Origin of the sequence: Pseudomonas sp. 2957, from assembly GCF_031456345.1 — a bacterium.
In the GTDB taxonomy this organism is placed as follows: domain Bacteria; phylum Pseudomonadota; class Gammaproteobacteria; order Pseudomonadales; family Pseudomonadaceae; genus Aquipseudomonas; species Aquipseudomonas siliginis.
The window spans coordinates 120047-136753 of the sequence record NZ_JAVDUL010000008.1; the positions used below are offsets into that span (position 1 = coordinate 120047).

Below are 16707 nucleotides of genomic sequence, written 5' to 3' on the forward strand. Positions count from 1 at the left end.
CATTTTTAGTTGATCTCGCGCCCCTCACGCCCTAAAGTTCGCGCCGAACGTCCATGCTGGAAACGATCCATCCGGCTCAAGTACTGACGACGAGACAGCAAGGCCAAGGGATAACCGCACATCTCTGGGCCTTTTTGCTTTCGGCGGCAATGCCTTGGGAAGTAGGCGAACCAAAGTGGGGATACGGAGGGCGTTCATGCACCCATTGTTTTTACGAGTTTGCCCATAGGAGCACCCAGCATGTCGATCCAGGTCGAAGACTATTTCGCGCGCGCTACATTCGACAAAATGAAGGCGTTCGCCGACAAACAGGAAACCCCGTTCGTGGTGATCGACACCGCGATGATCGCCCAGGCCTACGATGACCTGCGCGCCGGTTTCGAATTCGCCAAGGTCTACTACGCGGTCAAGGCCAACCCGGCCGTCGAGATCATCGACCTGCTCAAAGACAAGGGTTCGAGCTTCGATATCGCCTCGATCTACGAGCTGGACAAAGTCATGGATCGCGGCGTCAGCCCGGACCGTATCAGCTACGGCAACACCATCAAGAAATCCAAGGACATCCGCTACTTCTACGAGAAAGGCGTGCGTCTGTTCTCCACCGACTCGGAAGCCGACCTGCGCAACATCGCCAAGGCTGCACCGGGTTCGAAAGTCTATGTGCGCATCCTCACTGAAGGCTCGACCACTGCTGACTGGCCGCTGTCGCGCAAGTTCGGCTGCCAGACCGACATGGCCATGGACTTGCTGATCCTCGCTCGCGACCTCGGTCTGGTGCCGTACGGCATCTCGTTCCACGTCGGCTCGCAACAGCGCGACATCAGCGTCTGGGACGCGGCGATCGCCAAGGTCAAAGTGATCTTCGAACGCCTGAAAGAAGAAGACGGCATTCACCTGAAGCTGATCAACATGGGCGGCGGCTTCCCGGCCAACTACATCACCCGTACCAACAGCCTGGAAACCTACGCCGAAGAGATCATCCGCTTCCTGAAAGAAGACTTCGGTGATGACCTGCCGGAAATCATCCTCGAGCCGGGCCGTTCGCTGATTGCCAACGCCGGTATTCTGGTCAGCGAAGTGGTGTTGGTTGCGCGCAAGTCGCGCACTGCTGTCGAGCGTTGGGTTTACACGGATGTGGGCAAGTTCTCCGGCCTGATCGAAACCATGGACGAAGCGATCAAGTTCCCGATCTGGACCGAGAAGAAAGGCGAGATGGAAGAAGTCGTCATCGCCGGCCCGACCTGCGACAGCGCCGACATCATGTATGAGAACTACAAGTATGGCCTGCCGCTGAACCTGGCGATTGGTGATCGTCTGTACTGGTTGTCGACCGGTGCGTATACCACCAGTTACAGCGCGGTCGAGTTCAATGGCTTCCCGCCGCTGAAGTCGTTTTACGTTTAAGAGGCAGCGGCAAGTTTCTAGCTGCAAGCTGCAAGTGAAAAGCCCACGAATTTGTGGGCTTTTTTGTGGGTGTTCGGCTGGGGAGGTTTTTTGTACTAGATACCATAGCCCCTCACCCCAGCCCTCTCCCGAGGGAGAGGGAGCCGACCGAGTGGTCTTCCGTCCGACATCGACCTGAACCACCTTGGCGATTATGGATTCGGCAAAACCATTGCAGGTCGGCGTACCTCCCAAGCATCCCTCGGTCGGTTCCCTCTCCCCCTGGGAGAGGGCTAGGGTGAGGGCTCGGCGGTTTCAGCCGCGCTGCAATTCTGCATACCGAGCGGCATACCGACTAGCCATCGCCTGAATTCGCAAGCCTGTCGCATCAGCCAGCGTCTGGCTCGCCACCCGCAGAAAATTAAGATTGCCCCCGGCCAAGGCTTTCTCAAGCCAAACAACCGCTTCATCAACCCGCCCCTCAGCCGCCAACACCGCCGCATAACTGAACTGCCCACGAAAATCCCCTCCCTCAGCCGAACGCCGATACCACTCGCGCGCTGCCAGCGGATCCGCCGGACACACCTGCCCTTCCTCCAGATAGCGCCCCAGCAGATTCATCGATTTCGCGTGACCCAACTCAGCCGCGCGCCGGTACAACGCCAGCGCCTGCTGATGATCAACCGTCACCCCGCGCCCGGTGGCCAGTAGATTGGCCAGGTTGTACATCGCCCAGTCCAGCCCCGCCTCGGCAGCGATTCGATAATGCTGCGCCGCGACCGAGGCATCCGCCGCACAACCCCAACCATGCTCATGACAACGCCCGAGCATGTTGCGCGCCATCAGATGCCCGCGACCGGCGGCGATGCCGAACCAGCGCAATGCAAGCGGTTGATCCTGCGCGATGCCCTGACCGTCCAGCAGGATCTGCCCAAGCAACGCCTGCGCTTCAACCTCGCCCTCGCCCGCCGCGAGCAAAATCGCCTGCGCCGCTCGAGCCGGGCTTTCTTCAAGCATTGCCGCCAACCCGGCGGCGTCGAGAACTTCCTCGCGGCGCAACTGGAAACTCATACCTCGACCCAGCGCCGCAGCAAGTTGTGATAAGTGCCAGTGAGGCGGATCAGCGAAGGGTGATCGGGAACGTCCTGGGTCAACTGCTGAATCGCCCCGTCCATTTCAAACAGCAACGCGCGCTGGCTGTCTTCGCGCACCAGGCTTTGCGTCCAGAAAAACGAGGCATAACGCGCACCACGTGTGACCGCATTGACCTTGTGCAAACTGGTGCCCGGATACAACACCATGTCGCCGGCCGGCAGCTTCACTCGCTGGGTGCCGTAGGTGTCCTGAATCTCCAGCTCGCCGCCGTCGTAATCTTCCGGTTCGCTGAAAAACAGCGTAGCCGACAAATCGGTGCGCACCCGCTCGATGCTGCCCTTGGGCTGGCGCACGGCGTTGTCGATGTGAAAATCGAAACTGCCGCCGGCCGTGTAGCAGTTCACTAGCGGTGGGAAGACTTTGTGCGGCAGTGCGGCAGACATGAACAGCGGATTCTTCCACAGCCGCTCGAGCATCGCCGCGCCGATTTCCTTGGCCAGCGGGTGGCCTTCGGGCAGTTGCAGATTGTGCTTGGCCTTGGCCGACTGGAAGCCGGCGGTGATCTTGCCGTCGGCCCAATCCGCTTGCTCCAGTGCCTGGCGGATGCGCTGCACTTCATCTTTTGCGAACAGCCCGGGAATGTGCAGCAGCATGGCGATGTCACCTGATGGCAAGAAGGCGGCAATGGTATTGATTCTTATTGACCGTGTAAAACCCGCAAGACGAATGAACGGGCAGAAACCGTAAGGGCAAATTGTAAAGAATGTAAATTCAATGCGAATAACAATGTTTCGCAATTGATACGAATACCTGTTTACCCTATATTCCGCCGCCTCAAATCCTTGGGGAGGGGAATAAAAATGGCACGTCAACACGCACAATTACCGGTCAGTTCACCACGTCTGCTCGCCTCGGCAATCGGTGTCGCAATCACCGCCGGCTCCGCTGGGCAGATGGTCTTCGCGGCGGAAAAAACCGAGAGCAAAACTTCCGGCAACGCCATTGCCCTGGATGCCACCGCCATCACTGGTGAAGCCCAGGACTCGACCTCCTATCAGGTCGAAAAAGCCTCCTCGCCCAAGTACACCGCACCGCTGGTCGACACTCCGCGCTCGGTCACCGTCATCCCGCAACAAGTGCTCAAGGACACCGGCGCGCTGAATATGCAGGACGCCTTGCGTACCGTGCCGGGCATTACCTTCGGTGCCGGTGAGGGCGGTAACCCGCAGGGCGACCGTCCATTCATTCGCGGCTTCGATGCTCAGGGTGACACTTACCTGGACGGCGTGCGCGACACCGGTTCGCAGAGCCGCGAAATCTTCGCTGTTGAAAACATCGAAGTCAGCAAAGGCCCGAACTCGGCGATTGGCGGTCGCGGCGCCGCCGGCGGCAGCATCAACCTGGTGAGCAAGAAAGCCCATCTGGGCAACTCGTTCGACGGCGGCTTCACCTACGGCTCCGACCAGACCCAGCGCTACACCCTCGACGGCAACTATCAGTTCAGCGACAGCGCTGCCGGCCGTCTCAACCTGATGAGCCACGAGAGCAACGTCGCCGGTCGCGACAAGGTCGATTACGACCGTTGGGGCATCGCGCCATCGCTGGCCTTCGGCCTGGGCACCGATACCCGCGTCAACCTCGACTACTACCATCTGGAAAGCAACGACACCCCGGACTCGGGCATCCCGTACACCATTCCCACCGGTGGATCGGCCGCACGCACCAAGTCCAATCCGGACAAGCCGTACGCCGGTGGCGATCACGACAACTTCTATGGTCTGGATCGTGACTTCCGCAAGGGCCGCACCGACACCGCGACCTTCGCCATCGAGCACGACCTCAACGACGCGCTGACCATCAAGAACACCCTGCGCCACGGCAGCAGCATGCAGGATTACATCCTCACCCAGCCGGACGACAGCAAGGGCAACGTCAACAACGGCAGCGTCTGGCGTCGGGCCAACACGCGGGTGAGCAACACCGAAACCACCACCAACCAGACCGATCTGTTCGGCACCTTCTACGTGGGCGGTTTCAAGAACAGCTTCTCCACCGGTGTCGAATACACCCGTGAGCAGAGCGAGAAATCCTCGTACAACGTCAACACCGACACCACGCCGCGCACCAGCGCCGTCACCACCAATTGCAACCCGGGCCTGATCGGCGCCGCCAGCGGTTACAACTGCACCTCGCTGTCGAACCCGAACCCGAACGATCCGTGGAACGGCGCGATCTCGCGTAACTACGCCGGTACCGACACCCAGGCCGACACCTACGCGCTCTACGTGTTCGACACGCTGGAATTGTCCGAGCAATGGCTGGTGAACATGGGCCTGCGCTACGACCACTTCGACACCGATTACAAAACCTACAACGCCGCAGGGACCACCACCTCCAAGGGCGATGACACCAGCGAATTCGTCACCGGTCAGTTCGGCGTGGTCTACAAGCCGGCGGAAAACGGCAGCATCTACGCCTCTTATGCGACCTCGGCGACACCGCCGGGCAACACCTTGGGCGAAGGTCAGGAAGGCAACCCGCTGGGCGGCACACCGGATCGCAGCGGCAACCTGCTGAGCAGCGACATGGAGCCGGAAACCACCAAGAACTACGAAATCGGCACCAAGTGGGATCTGCTCAATGATCGCCTGTCACTGACCGCCGACATCTTCCGCACCGAGAAGGAAAACGCTCGCGTGCAAGTCGATACCAGTTCCTACGAGAACGCCGGCAAGACCCGCGTGCAAGGCTTCGAACTGTCGGCCAGCGGCAAGATCACCGACAAATGGCAAGTCTTCGCCGGTTACGCCTTCATGGACAGCGAACAGGTTGATGGCGGCCCGCTGGGTCGTGCCAACGACGGCAACGATCTGCCGAACACACCGAAAAACAGCGCCAGCCTGTGGACCACGTACCAGGTCACGCCAAAGCTGACGATCGGTGGTGGCGCGTTCTACGTCGACGACGTCTACGGCAGTGTCGCCAACACCACGATGGTCGATTCGTACGTGCGTTACGACGCGATGGCGGCCTACAAGCTGACCAAGAACGTCGACCTGCAACTCAACGTGCAGAACCTGACCGACGAAACCTATTACGACAAAGCCTTCTCGACCCACTTCGCCAATCAGGCGGCGGGACGCACGGCGCTGTTGAGCACCAATTTCCACTTCTGACCGATGTGAATACCTGTGGGAGCGAGCCTGCTCGCGAAGGCAATCTTTCAGCAACATTGATGCTGACTGACACACCGCTTTCGCGAGCAGGCTCGCTCCCACAGGGAATGCGCCGCGAGGCTCGGCCCCGTTCATTCAGTTGAACGGGGCTTTCGTGTGTTACGCAAAACGCTTCTTGATAACCCACGGCATAATGCGCGCCGTGATGACAATTTCCGAACGGACGGCGAGTGAAGTGTTGAAGAAAACCCTGTTCCAGTTGCACTGGTTTTTTGGCATCACCGCAGGGCTGGTGCTGGCCCTGATGGGCATCACCGGCGCGGCCTATTCGTTTCAGGACGAGATCCTGCGCGCGCTCAATCCGTCCGTTCTGCAGGTGGAAAAACAGGTCGCCGGCGTGCTGCCGCCAGTGGAACTGGTGGAGCGCATCGAAGCTGCGTCCGGCAAGAAAGTCGCGATGCTCTGGGTCGAGACCGACAGCGGTCACGCCGCACGGGTGTTCTTCACCCCGCCCAAGGGCGAACGACGTGGCGAAATGCGCTACTTCGACCCGTACACCGCCGAGTTCAAGGGCGATGCCACCGGCCAGGACTTCTTCGGCCTGATGTTGCAACTGCACCGTTTTCTCGCCATGGGCGACACCGGGCGCAACATCACCGGCGCCTGCACCTTGATGCTGTTGTTCTTCTGCCTCTCCGGCCTGTATCTGCGCTGGCCACGCCAGTGGAACAGCTGGCGCGTGTGGTTGACCCTGGACTGGAAAAAGAAGGGCCGCGCGTTCAATTGGGATCTGCACTCGGTGGCCGGTACCTGGTGCCTTTTGGTCTATCTGCTGCTGGCGTTGACCGGCTTGTCATGGTCGTACGAGTGGTACAACAAGGGCCTGACCCGACTGCTTTCCGACGCGCCGCAAAACGAACGCGTGCGCGGCGGTCGCGGCCCGGCGCCGGAAGGTCCGGCACCGACCGCCGACTACGCAGCGATGTGGAGCAGCATCTACAGCGCTGCCGGCCCGGGTCTGGCCGCGTACAACATTCGCATGCCGGCGGTGGCCGGCCAGCCGGCGACGGTGTTCTACCTGCTCGACAGCTCGCCCCATGACCGCGCGCTGAACCAGATCACCCTCGACCCGGCCACCGGCGTGGTCAAACGCGTCGACCGCTATGCCGACAAAAGCTTCAAGGCCCAATTGCTGACCAGCATTTATGCGCTGCACGTGGGCAGCTATTTCGGCCTTGTCGGGCGCATCATCGTGACGATCGCAGCAGTGTGCATGCCGCTGTTTTTCATCACTGGCTGGCTGCTGTATCTGGACCGTCGGCGCAAGAAAAAGCAGATCAAGGATGCCCGCCAAGGCCTCGCGCAACCGTCCGCCGAGGCTTCGGCCTGGCTGATCGGTTTCGCCAGCCAGAGCGGTTTCGCCGAACAATTGGCGTGGCAGACCGCCGGGCAATTGCAGGCCGCCGGGCTGCCGGTCAACGTGCAGCCGCTGGCCAATCTCAGCGAACAGGATCTGCGGGATTCCAATAACGCGTTGTTCGTGGTCAGCACCTTCGGCGACGGCGAAGCGCCGGACAGCGCCCGTGGTTTCGAGCGCAAAGTGCTGGCCAAAGCCTCGACACTCGACAGCCTCAACTACGCCGTGCTCGGCCTCGGCGATCGGCAGTACGCGCACTTCTGTGGCTTCGCCAAACGCTTGCATCAATGGCTCGGCGAGCACGGCGGCAAGACGCTGTTCGCCCCGGTGGAGGTCGATAGCGCCGATCCCTACGCGCTGCGTCACTGGCAAACGCAACTCGGCCAGCTCACCGGACAGGCGCCGAGCGAAACCTGGCAAGCACCCAGCTACGACAACTGGACGCTGGTGCGGCGCGAACTGATGAACCCCGACAGCAGCGGCGCGCCGGTCTATCTGCTCGGCCTCAAAGCCCCGGACACCCGCAGCTGGCTGGCCGGTGACCTGGTCGAAGTGCTGCCACGCAATTGCCCGTGGGCGATCGAACATTTCCTCGACGGCCTCGGCATCCGTGGCGAAACACCGGTGAAGGTCAACGGCATCGACGAGCCGCTGGAAGTGGCCCTCGCCTCACGCCAACTGCCCGAACACCGCGCGCATCTGGTCGGCCTGCATGCGCAGTCGCTGGTCGACGCGATGGTGCCGCTGGCCATGCGCGAATACTCCATCGCCTCGATTGCCGCTGACGGCGTGCTGGAGCTGATCGTGCGTCAGGAACAGCACAACGACGGCAGCCTCGGCATAGGCTCCGGCTGGCTCACCGAGCATGCGCCTGTGGGCGGCAGCATCAGCCTGCGCGTGCGGCGCAACAGCGGTTTCCACCTGCCGAACGAACCCGTGCCGATGATCCTGCTGGGCAACGGCACAGGCCTCGCCGGCCTGCGCAGCCTGCTCAAGGCACGCATTGCCGATGGTCAGCAACGGCAGTGGCTGCTGTTCGGCGAGCGCAACCGCGAGCACGACTTCCTCTGCCGCGCCGAGCTCGAGGAGTGGTTGGTCAATGGCGATCTGGCGCGGCTGGATCTGGCGTTTTCGCGGGATCAGGCTGAGAAGGTTTATGTGCAGGATCGCTTGCGTGAGTCGGCGGATGAACTGAAGAAGTGGTTGGCTGATGGTGCCGTCATTTATATCTGCGGCAGCCTTCAAGGGATGGCCTCAGGCGTAGACCAGGCGCTCAACGATATCCTCGGCAGCGCCGAAGTCGAACGCCTGATCGAACAGGGCCGCTATCGCCGGGATGTTTACTAACGCCTGCGAAAAGCCCCTCACCCTAGCCCTCTCCCAATGGGAGAGGGGACCGATTGGGGGATGCTCGAGATCGACGCCGACCTGAGCGTTCTTCACTGAATCCATAGCCATAATCACCTCGGTCGGCTCCCTCTCCCTCTGGGAGAGGGCTGGGCGGGCGGCGTTCCGATGAGGGAAATGGGCTACTGTTAAATCTCCACTCAACTTCACAAGGACCGTGAAGCCATGCCAAGCCGCCCGACCCTCGCCCAATTCGCCCGCCACTTGCGCACCAACCAGACAGATTGCGAACACCTGCTCTGGCAGCGCCTGCGTTCCCGGCAGATAGCCAACCTGAAATTTCGCCGACAGTTTCCATGTCCGCCGTTTGTGCTGGATTTCTATTGTGTGGAGTTGAGATTGGCGATTGAGCTGGATGGTGGCCAGCATTATGAGACGGCCGGGGTGGTTCACGATCGGCGCCGGTCGAACTTCCTGTCTCAACAAGGCATCGACGTCGTGCGATTCAGCAATCTTGAGGTGCTTCAGCAGATGGATGACGTGTTGGAGCAGATCATCAGAATTGCGGCAGAGCGGAAAATGCCCTCACCCTAGCCCTCTCCCAGAGGGAGAGGGGACTGATTGGGGGATGCTCGAGATCGACGCCGACCTGAGCGTTCTTCACTGAATCCAAAGCCACAATCACCTCGGTCTTCCAGGTCGATGCATGACGCAAGACACTTCGGTCGGCCCTCTCCCTCCCAGAGGGCGAGGTGACTGATTGGGTGATGCTTGAGATCGACGCCGACCTGAGCATTCTTCACTGAATCCAAAGCCACAATCACCTCGGTCTTCCAGGTCGATGCATGACGCAAGACACTTCGGTCGGCCCTCTCCCTCCCAGAGGGCGAGGTGACTGATTGGGTGATGCTTGAAATCGACGCCGACCTGAGCGTTCTTCACTGAATCCAAAGCCACAATCACCTCGGTCTTCGAGGTCGATGCTTAACGCGAGACACCTCGGTCGGCTCCCTCTCCCTCCGGGAGAGGGCTGGGGTGAGGGGCTTTTGATCCAGCGTGATTAAACAGGCTGCAACTTCTGCTCAAACACTGCTACACCATCCAGATCCCGCAACACCACGCTCATCTCGCCGCTCTGCCCTTCGATATTCACCTCACCAAAAAACTGAAACCCGGCAAACGGCGAAGTGTTCTGTGCGGGCGGTGCTTTCTCGAACACCACCTCTGGGCCAAACGTCTTGTCCAACGGATTCGGCCCGAAACTGCCGGCGTTCAACGGTCCGGCAACAAATTCCCAGAACGGTTCGAAATCCTGAAACGCCGCGCGGTCCGGATGATAGTGATGCGCCGCGCAGTAGTGCACGTCCGCCGTCAGAAACACGAAATTGCGCACCTGCTGCGCGCGCAGGAATCCGAGCAGCTCGGCGATTTCCAGCTCTCGCCCCTGCGCCGGGCCGGGGTCGCCGTTGGCCACGGCTTCCCAACGCGCAACGCCCGCACTGACCTCGCCGTCCGGCACGCCAAGGCCGATGGGCATGTCGGCGGCGATGACTTTCCACTGCGCCGTCGACGCCTGCAATTCACGCTTGAGCCAGTCCAGCTGCTCGCGGCCAAGAAACGGTTTTGCCGCGCCGAGGTTGGCATCGTTGGCTTCGCGATAGCTGCGCATATCCAGCACGAATACGTCGAGCATCGGCCCGTAACTGAGCTTGCGATAAATGCGCCCGCCGCCGTCCGCCGCTTGCAAACGCATCGGCGCATATTCCAGCCACGCCTGCCGCGCGCGGCCGACCAGCTTGTGGATATCTTTCTCCTGATAACGCTCATCCAGCTGCTTGCCCGGTGACCAGTTGTTGACCACTTCGTGATCGTCCCACTGCCAGATCTGCGGCACTTCGGCGTTGAAGCGGCGGATGTTTTCGTCCATCAGGTTGTAGCGATAGTTGCCGCGATAATCGTCGAGGGTCTGCGCGACTTTGCTTTTGGCTTCAGTGGTGACATTGCGCCAGATGCGCCCGCTTTCTGTGGTCAGTTGCGCGGGCACCGGGCCGTCGGCGTAGATGGTGTCGCCGCTGTGGATAAAGAAGTCCGGCAGACGCAGGCGCATGGCTTCGTAAATGCGCATGCCGCCGATGTCCGGGTTGATCCCGAAGCCTTGGCCGACGGTGTCACCGCTCCAGACAAAACGGATGTCGCGCCTGGCCGTCGGCACGCTGCGCAGATGGCCGAACCACGGTTCGCTGGCGACGCCGCTCTGGGCATCTTCGAAGTGCACGCGATAGAAAATCGCCTGGTTGGCCGGCAGGCCGGTGAGTTCGACGCGGGCGGTGAAATCGCTGCGCGCATCGGCCAGTGGCGAGACGAATTTGCGCGGGTTGCCGAACAGGCTGCCGGTGTCCCACTCGACCACCATGCGCGCCGGCCGATCGCTGCGGCTCCAGATCATCGCGCGGTCGCCGAGCAGGTCGCCGGACTGCACGCCGTCGGTGAGCTGCGGACGATCCTTGACCGAGGCAATCACCGCCGGCGCCAGCCCCGGCAGCAACAGCCCGGCGCCGACCGCTTGCATGACGCGACGCCGACCGAGATTGAAATCGCTCATGGTGTTCTCCCTGCAAAAGGGAAAACTTAAGCACGGGTGTATGAACCCGCTATGACAATGCAGACTCCTGTGGGAGCGAGCCTGCTCGCTCCCACAGGGATTTGGTGTTGTCGGTCAGGCCTTGGCGGGCTCCAGCGGTAGCTCGACAGCCTCAGGCCGTTTGAGCAGCGCATACACCACCGCCGTGACCAGGCTCCCCGCAACAATCGCCAGCAGATACAGCAGCGCATGGTTGATCGCATTGGGGATCGCCAGCACGAACAAGCCACCGTGCGGCGCCATCAGTTTGCAGCCGAAGTACATCGACAAGGCACCGGTCAGCGCGCCGCCAGCGATGCTCGCTGGAATCACCCGCAGCGGATCTTTCGCGGCAAACGGAATCGCCCCTTCCGAGATAAAGCACAGCCCCAGCACGAACGCTGCTTTGCCGGCCTCGCGTTCAGTCTGGGCAAACTTGCGCCGGGCAATGAAGGTGGCGATGCCCAGACCGATCGGCGGCACCATGCCGGCGGCCATGGTCGCGGCCATCGGTGCGTAACTCTGCGAGGCCAGCAGCCCCACCGAAAACGCATAGGCGGCCTTGTTGATCGGCCCGCCGAGGTCGACGCACATCATGCCGCCGAGCAATACGCCGAGCAGAATCGCGTTGGTGGTGCCCATGCTGTCGAGAAACTGGGTAAGCGCGGCGAGCATGCCGGCGACCGGTTTGCCGACCACGTAAATCATCACCAGGCCGGTCACCAGACTGGCCAGCAACGGGATGATCAGAATCGGCTTCAGCGCTTCCAGGCTCTGCGGCAATTTCACATAGCGGGCGATGGCTTTGGCGGCGTAACCGGCAATGAAACCGGCAATGATCCCGCCGATGAATCCGGCGCCCAGAGTGCCTGCGAGCAAACCGCCGATCATCCCCGGCGCAAGGCCCGGGCGATCGGCGATCGAGTAGGCGATGTAACCGGCGAGTAGCGGCACCATCAGCTTGAACGCGGTGTCGCCGCCGATCTGCATCAACGCCGCCGCCAGCGTGCCTTCTTCCTTGTAAGCGGTGATGCCGAACACGAAGGACAACGCGATCAGCAAACCACCCGCCACCACCATTGGCAGCATGTACGACACACCCGTGAGCAGGTGCTTGTAGACGCCGGTTTTCTCGGACTTGGCCGGGGCCTTGCCGTCGCTTGCCGCACTTTCGACAGCGCCTTCGGCCAAGGCTTTTTTCAAAGTCGCTTCAGACTGCTTCAGCGCAACGCCCGTGCCGCAGCGATAGATTTTCTTGCCAGCGAAACGCTCGGTAGCGACGTCGATATCCGCCGCCAGCAGTACCACGTCAGCCTCGGCGATGGCCGTTGCGCTGAGCGGGGTTTTCGCGCCGACCGAGCCTTGGGTTTCGACCTGCAATTCATAGCCCAGACGCTTGGCGGTCTGCTGCAACGCTTCGGCGGCCATGAAGGTGTGGGCGACGCCGGTCGGGCAGGCCGTGATGGCGACGATGCGTGGCGCACGTGGCGCGTCAATCGCCGGTTCGACTGCGCTGGCCACGTAGACTTCGGCTTCTTCAGCACCGCGACGCAGTACCGCTTCGACATCCTGCAGCGCCTGCGCCGGAGCGATCTGGAACACGCGCTTGCCGACAAACCGGCTCATGTCCACCGCGCCAGTGGTGACCAGCAACACCCACTCGGCGGCTTCGATGGTCGCCGCCGACAACTCGCGTTCCGGATGTGCCGGATCGACCACTTCAACGCTGGTGCTCCAGCCCTGGCGCTGCGCCGCTGCATCGAGCAGGCGCGCGCACAGCACACTGGTGACCATGCCGTTCGGGCAAGCCGTAACAATGGCTAACTTCATGACAAACCCTCTTATTGTTCTGTCAGGGGGCGCACGCGCACGCCCTGTTCGAGCTGCGCCAGTTGCGCAGCGTCGTTGATGCCAAAACCGATCTGGGTCACCGCCATTGCCGCAATCGCGGTGGCGGTGCGCAGGGTTTGCTCCGGCGTATCAGCACTGAGCAGACCGTGGAGCATGCCAGCCAGCAATGAATCGCCGGCACCGACCGTGCTGGCCACGCTGACTTTCGGCGGCGAGGCATGCAGGGCCGAGCCGACACTGAACCAGTTGACCCCGTCAGCGCCGTGAGAGATCACCACGTGCTCGATGCCTTGCGCATGCAAACGTGCGGCGGCTTGTGCTTCGGCGATCGGCGACACCACTTCGCAGCCGAGGGCGTGGGCCAATTCTTCGGTGTTCGGTTTGATCAGCCAGGGGCTGGCCTGCAACGCGGCGCGCAAAGCCTCACCGCTGGAATCAAGGGCGACTTTCAAGCCGAGCGCGTTCAGCCGTTCAATCAGCTCGCGCAACCATTGCGCAGTGACGCCACGCGGCAGACTGCCGGCGACCACCACCGCATCGTGCCCCGGTGCGATCTGCAGCAAGCGATCAAGCAAAGCTTGCTGCGCCATTGCATCGACCATTGGCCCCGGACCGTTGATGTCGGTAATGCGCCCGTCCTGTTCGGCGACCTTGATGTTGCTGCGCGTCTCGCCCGGCACGCGGATGAACGCGTCGATAAAACCACGCTTGGCGAACAGGGTTTCGAACGCTTGCAGATTGTCTTCGCCGAGAAAGCCGCTGACGGTGACCTGATGGCCGAGGTCCGCCAGCACCTGGGCGACGTTGACGCCTTTGCCCGCAGCGTGGGTGTGCATCTCCTCGCTGCGATTGACCTGACCGGCATCCAGCCGTGACAGCTCGACGGTGAGGTCGAGTGCCGGGTTGAGGGTCAGGGTGAGAATCTTGGCCATTACAGGGCCTCCACTAATGCGCGCACTTCATTCGCGCTGCCCACGGCCAGGGCCTGTTGAGCGAGGGTTTGCGCCTGGGGCAGGCTGAGTTCACGGATGCGCGCCTTGACTTCGGCAATGCTGCGCCCGGACACGCTGAGCTCGTCGACACCGAGGCCAACCAGCACCGGCACCGCCAGCGGGTCCGCCGCCAGCTCGCCGCAGACGCCCACCCATTTGCCATGGGCATGGGCGGCGCGCACGGTGATGTCGATCAGTTGCAGGACCGCCGGGTGCAAGCCGTCCGCTTGTGCAGACAGCGTCGGATGACCACGGTCGATGGCCAGGGTGTATTGGGTCAGGTCGTTGGTGCCGACGCTGAAGAAGTCGACTTCCTTGGCCAGTACCGGCGCGAGCAATGCGGCGGACGGCACCTCGATCATGATCCCCAGTTGCAGGTCGGCGACTGGAATTTCCAGACGCAGGCGTTCGGTCATGTCACGGGCTTGGCGCCACTCTTCGACGCTGCCGACCATCGGGAACATGATCCGCAGCGGACGGTTGTCAGCCGAGCGCAGCAAGGCGCGCAGTTGCGCTTCCATGATCTGCGGACGCTGCAGGGTCAGGCGAATGCCGCGCACGCCGAGGAACGGGTTTTCTTCCTTGGCGATCGGCCAATACGGCAGCGGTTTGTCGCCGCCGACGTCCAGCGTGCGCACCACCAGCGGCCGTCCGGCCAGACCATCGAGGACGCGACGGTATTCGGCTTCCTGGGTTGCCTCGTCCGGTGCCTGCGGGTGGGCCATGAAAATCAGTTCGGTGCGCAGCAGGCCAATGCCTTCGGCGCCCTGCTCCACCGCGCTGGTCACCCCAGCGCTTTCGCCGATGTTGGCGAACACTTCGACGGCGTGGCCGTCGGTGGTGTGTGCCGGTTGATGGCGTTGTTCGGCGGCAATCTTCAGGCGTTGCTCGCGGGTGTCTCGTTCTTCGGCGGCACGCTTGAGGGTCGCGGCATCGGCGTCGACATGCAGACGGCCACGCTGACCGTCGAGCAACAGTGGCGTGCCCGGCTCGAGCAACAGCACCGCTGCACCAGCGCCGACCAGTGCTGGAATACCGAGCGCGCGGGCGACGATGGCGCTGTGCGCGGTAGCACCGCCGCGCGCGGTGAGAATCCCCGCCACTCGCGCAGGATCCAGCCGCGCGACATCGGACGGGCCGACTTCGTCCATCACCAGAATGTACGGTTGCTCAGGTTCGTTCGCGGTCTGCACGCCACACAGCTGCGCCAGCACCCGGCGACCGATGTCGCGCAGATCGGCGGCACGCTCGGCGAGCAAAGCGTCCTGCAGCGATTCCTGCTGTTTGGCCGCCGCTTCGATCACCGCCATCCACGCCGCTTCGGCGCTTTCGCCTTGCTTGAGGCGGGTGTCGACTTCGTCGGTCAGATCCGGGTCGTCGAGCATTTCCTGATGGGTGATGAAAATCTCGCGGATGGCTTTGGCCTTGCTGCGTTCGATCAAGCCCTGAATGTCGCGGCGCACGTCGCTCAGCGCTTGCTTGAGGCGCTCGCGCTCGATTGCCGCCGACTCGCCGCGCAACGGGTAATCGATGGCTTGCAGCACCTGAATGTGCGCAGGGCCGATGGCGATGCCCGGTGCGGCAGGAATCGCCTGCAACAGGCTGCCGGAGGCCGGCGCGATCAGCACTTCGGCGATGTCGGCGATCACTTCGCGCTGCTGACTCACGGCCGGCAGCGGCTCGACTTCCTCACCGAGGCCTTCTTCAATCGCCGCGAGCAGGGCCGGCAAGGCATCGGCGGCGATGCTCGGTTCGGCAATCAGCTCCAGCACCTGACCGCGCCGGGCGCCGAGGCTGAGCAGTTTGCTCAGGCTTTTCACCGACACGGCACTGTCTTGGCTGTCGACGATGCGCACGCGAATTTCGCCGTCAAAACTCTTCGCCAGTTGCGCAAGGATCTTCGCCGGGCGCGCATGCAGACCGTGGGCGTTGGCCAGGGCAATACGCGCGCTCGGCCAGTCGGCGGGCAATTCACCGCCCAGCACTTCGAGGACTTTGCGGCTGCTGGTGGCGCGGCCCAGTTCGTGGCCGCGACCTTCGATCAGCAACGCGCACAAACGCTCGAGCAGCGCCTGATGCGCTTCGCCCAGACTCGCCAGGCAGAAGAGACCGCTAAGCGGCTGGCCGAGGTAGCGCATCGGTTTGTCCGGGGTGACGAACGCCAGCCCCGGACGCTTCACGGTCTGCTCGCTGTGCAGCCACCACAGGCCGTCGCCCAGTGGCAGCGCTTCAACCTGCTGCAACACGCCGGCAAAGCCGTTGCTCACACAATCGGCCTGACGCAGCAGACGGGCGCCGCGCCAGACCAGTTCTTCGAAATCATCGGCCGACACGCCGAGGCCGATCATCTGCGCATCGAGCGCCAGTTCCTGCGGCGCGCCTTGCAGCAGCTTCAGCAGCGCTTCGGGCGAGCTGGCGCGACGCAGGGCCTGGCCCAGATCGGTCTCGCCGAGGGCACGGGTCAGCAGTTGCAGCAGGCGCAGGTGTTCGTCGGATTTCGCCGCGATGCCAATCGCCAGATAAACGATCTGGCCATCGCCCCAATCGACGCCGTCGGGAAACTGCATCAGGCGCACGCCGGTGGCGAATACCTGATCGCGGGTTTCCGGCGTACCGTGGGGAATGGCGATGCCTTGACCGAGAAAGGTCGAGCCCTGGGCTTCCCGGGCCTGCAGGCCGGCGAGGTAGCCGTCGGCTACCAGACCATCGGCAACCAGATGACTGGCCAGCAATTGCAGGGCAGCGGGTTTATCCACGGCCGACTGGCCCATGGATATCTGCTCTATAGTGAGCTCGAGCATGCGATCTCCTTTTTGGCGCAGTTCA

The 16707-nt window shown here is 62.3% G+C and carries 10 protein-coding genes; 4 read left to right on the forward strand and 6 right to left on the reverse strand.

The genetic code is table 11. From position 1 onward, the window contains the following. Positions 1-240: 240 nt before the first annotated feature. Complete coding sequence (locus tag J2Y39_RS25350; protein WP_016771733.1) at positions 241-1404, forward strand: type III PLP-dependent enzyme; 1164 nt, start codon at positions 241-243, stop codon at positions 1402-1404. Positions 1405-1698: 294 nt separating this feature from the next. Here the strand turns inward: J2Y39_RS25350 and J2Y39_RS25355 are convergent, their stop codons facing one another. Further along, entirely contained in the window at positions 1699-2454 is a 756-nt protein-coding gene (locus J2Y39_RS25355) for a tetratricopeptide repeat protein (protein ID WP_310220310.1), read from the reverse strand. Then, positions 2451-3131, reverse strand: coding sequence for a Fe2+-dependent dioxygenase (locus J2Y39_RS25360; protein WP_024011586.1), 681 nt, complete (start codon positions 3129-3131; stop codon positions 2451-2453). The genes J2Y39_RS25355 and J2Y39_RS25360 overlap by 4 nt, the downstream gene beginning before the upstream one ends. A gap of 207 nt (positions 3132-3338) precedes the next feature. Here J2Y39_RS25360 and J2Y39_RS25365 point away from each other — a divergent pair, with 207 nt between their 5' ends. The 3 genes from J2Y39_RS25365 (at position 3339) to J2Y39_RS25375 (ending at position 9012) form a co-directional block, all read left to right on the forward strand. After that, a complete protein-coding gene (locus J2Y39_RS25365; RefSeq protein ID WP_150743585.1) occupies positions 3339-5654 on the forward strand; it encodes a TonB-dependent siderophore receptor in 2316 nt (771 codons plus the stop codon). A gap of 235 nt (positions 5655-5889) precedes the next feature. Next, positions 5890-8418: a sulfite reductase flavoprotein subunit alpha gene (locus tag J2Y39_RS25370; protein ID WP_310220373.1), complete on the forward strand. Its 2529-nt coding sequence runs from the start codon at positions 5890-5892 to the stop codon at positions 8416-8418. 225 nt (positions 8419-8643) lie between these two features. Next, positions 8644-9012 (forward strand): endonuclease domain-containing protein, encoded by a 369-nt coding sequence (locus J2Y39_RS25375; RefSeq protein WP_056782898.1) that lies wholly within the window; start codon positions 8644-8646, stop codon positions 9010-9012. Positions 9013-9478: 466 nt separating this feature from the next. On the opposite strand, the gene J2Y39_RS25380 is transcribed toward J2Y39_RS25375, so the two are convergent. The 4 genes from J2Y39_RS25380 to ptsP all read right to left on the reverse strand — a co-directional run bounded on the left by J2Y39_RS25380 (position 9479) and on the right by ptsP (position 16682). Continuing rightward, positions 9479-11020: an alkaline phosphatase gene (locus J2Y39_RS25380; protein ID WP_305382207.1), complete on the reverse strand. Its 1542-nt coding sequence runs from the start codon at positions 11018-11020 to the stop codon at positions 9479-9481. A 114-nt stretch (positions 11021-11134) separates the two neighbouring features. Continuing rightward, complete coding sequence (locus J2Y39_RS25385; RefSeq protein ID WP_095180358.1) at positions 11135-12868, reverse strand: PTS fructose-like transporter subunit IIB; 1734 nt, start codon at positions 12866-12868, stop codon at positions 11135-11137. An 11-nt stretch (positions 12869-12879) separates the two neighbouring features. Further along, positions 12880-13821, reverse strand: a complete 942-nt coding sequence (pfkB, locus tag J2Y39_RS25390; protein ID WP_150743380.1) for a 1-phosphofructokinase — start codon at positions 13819-13821, stop codon at positions 12880-12882. Continuing rightward, positions 13821-16682: a phosphoenolpyruvate--protein phosphotransferase gene (ptsP, locus tag J2Y39_RS25395; protein WP_122610853.1), complete on the reverse strand. Its 2862-nt coding sequence runs from the start codon at positions 16680-16682 to the stop codon at positions 13821-13823. Before ptsP ends, pfkB begins: the two co-directional genes overlap by 1 nt. Positions 16683-16707: the final 25 nt, after the last annotated feature.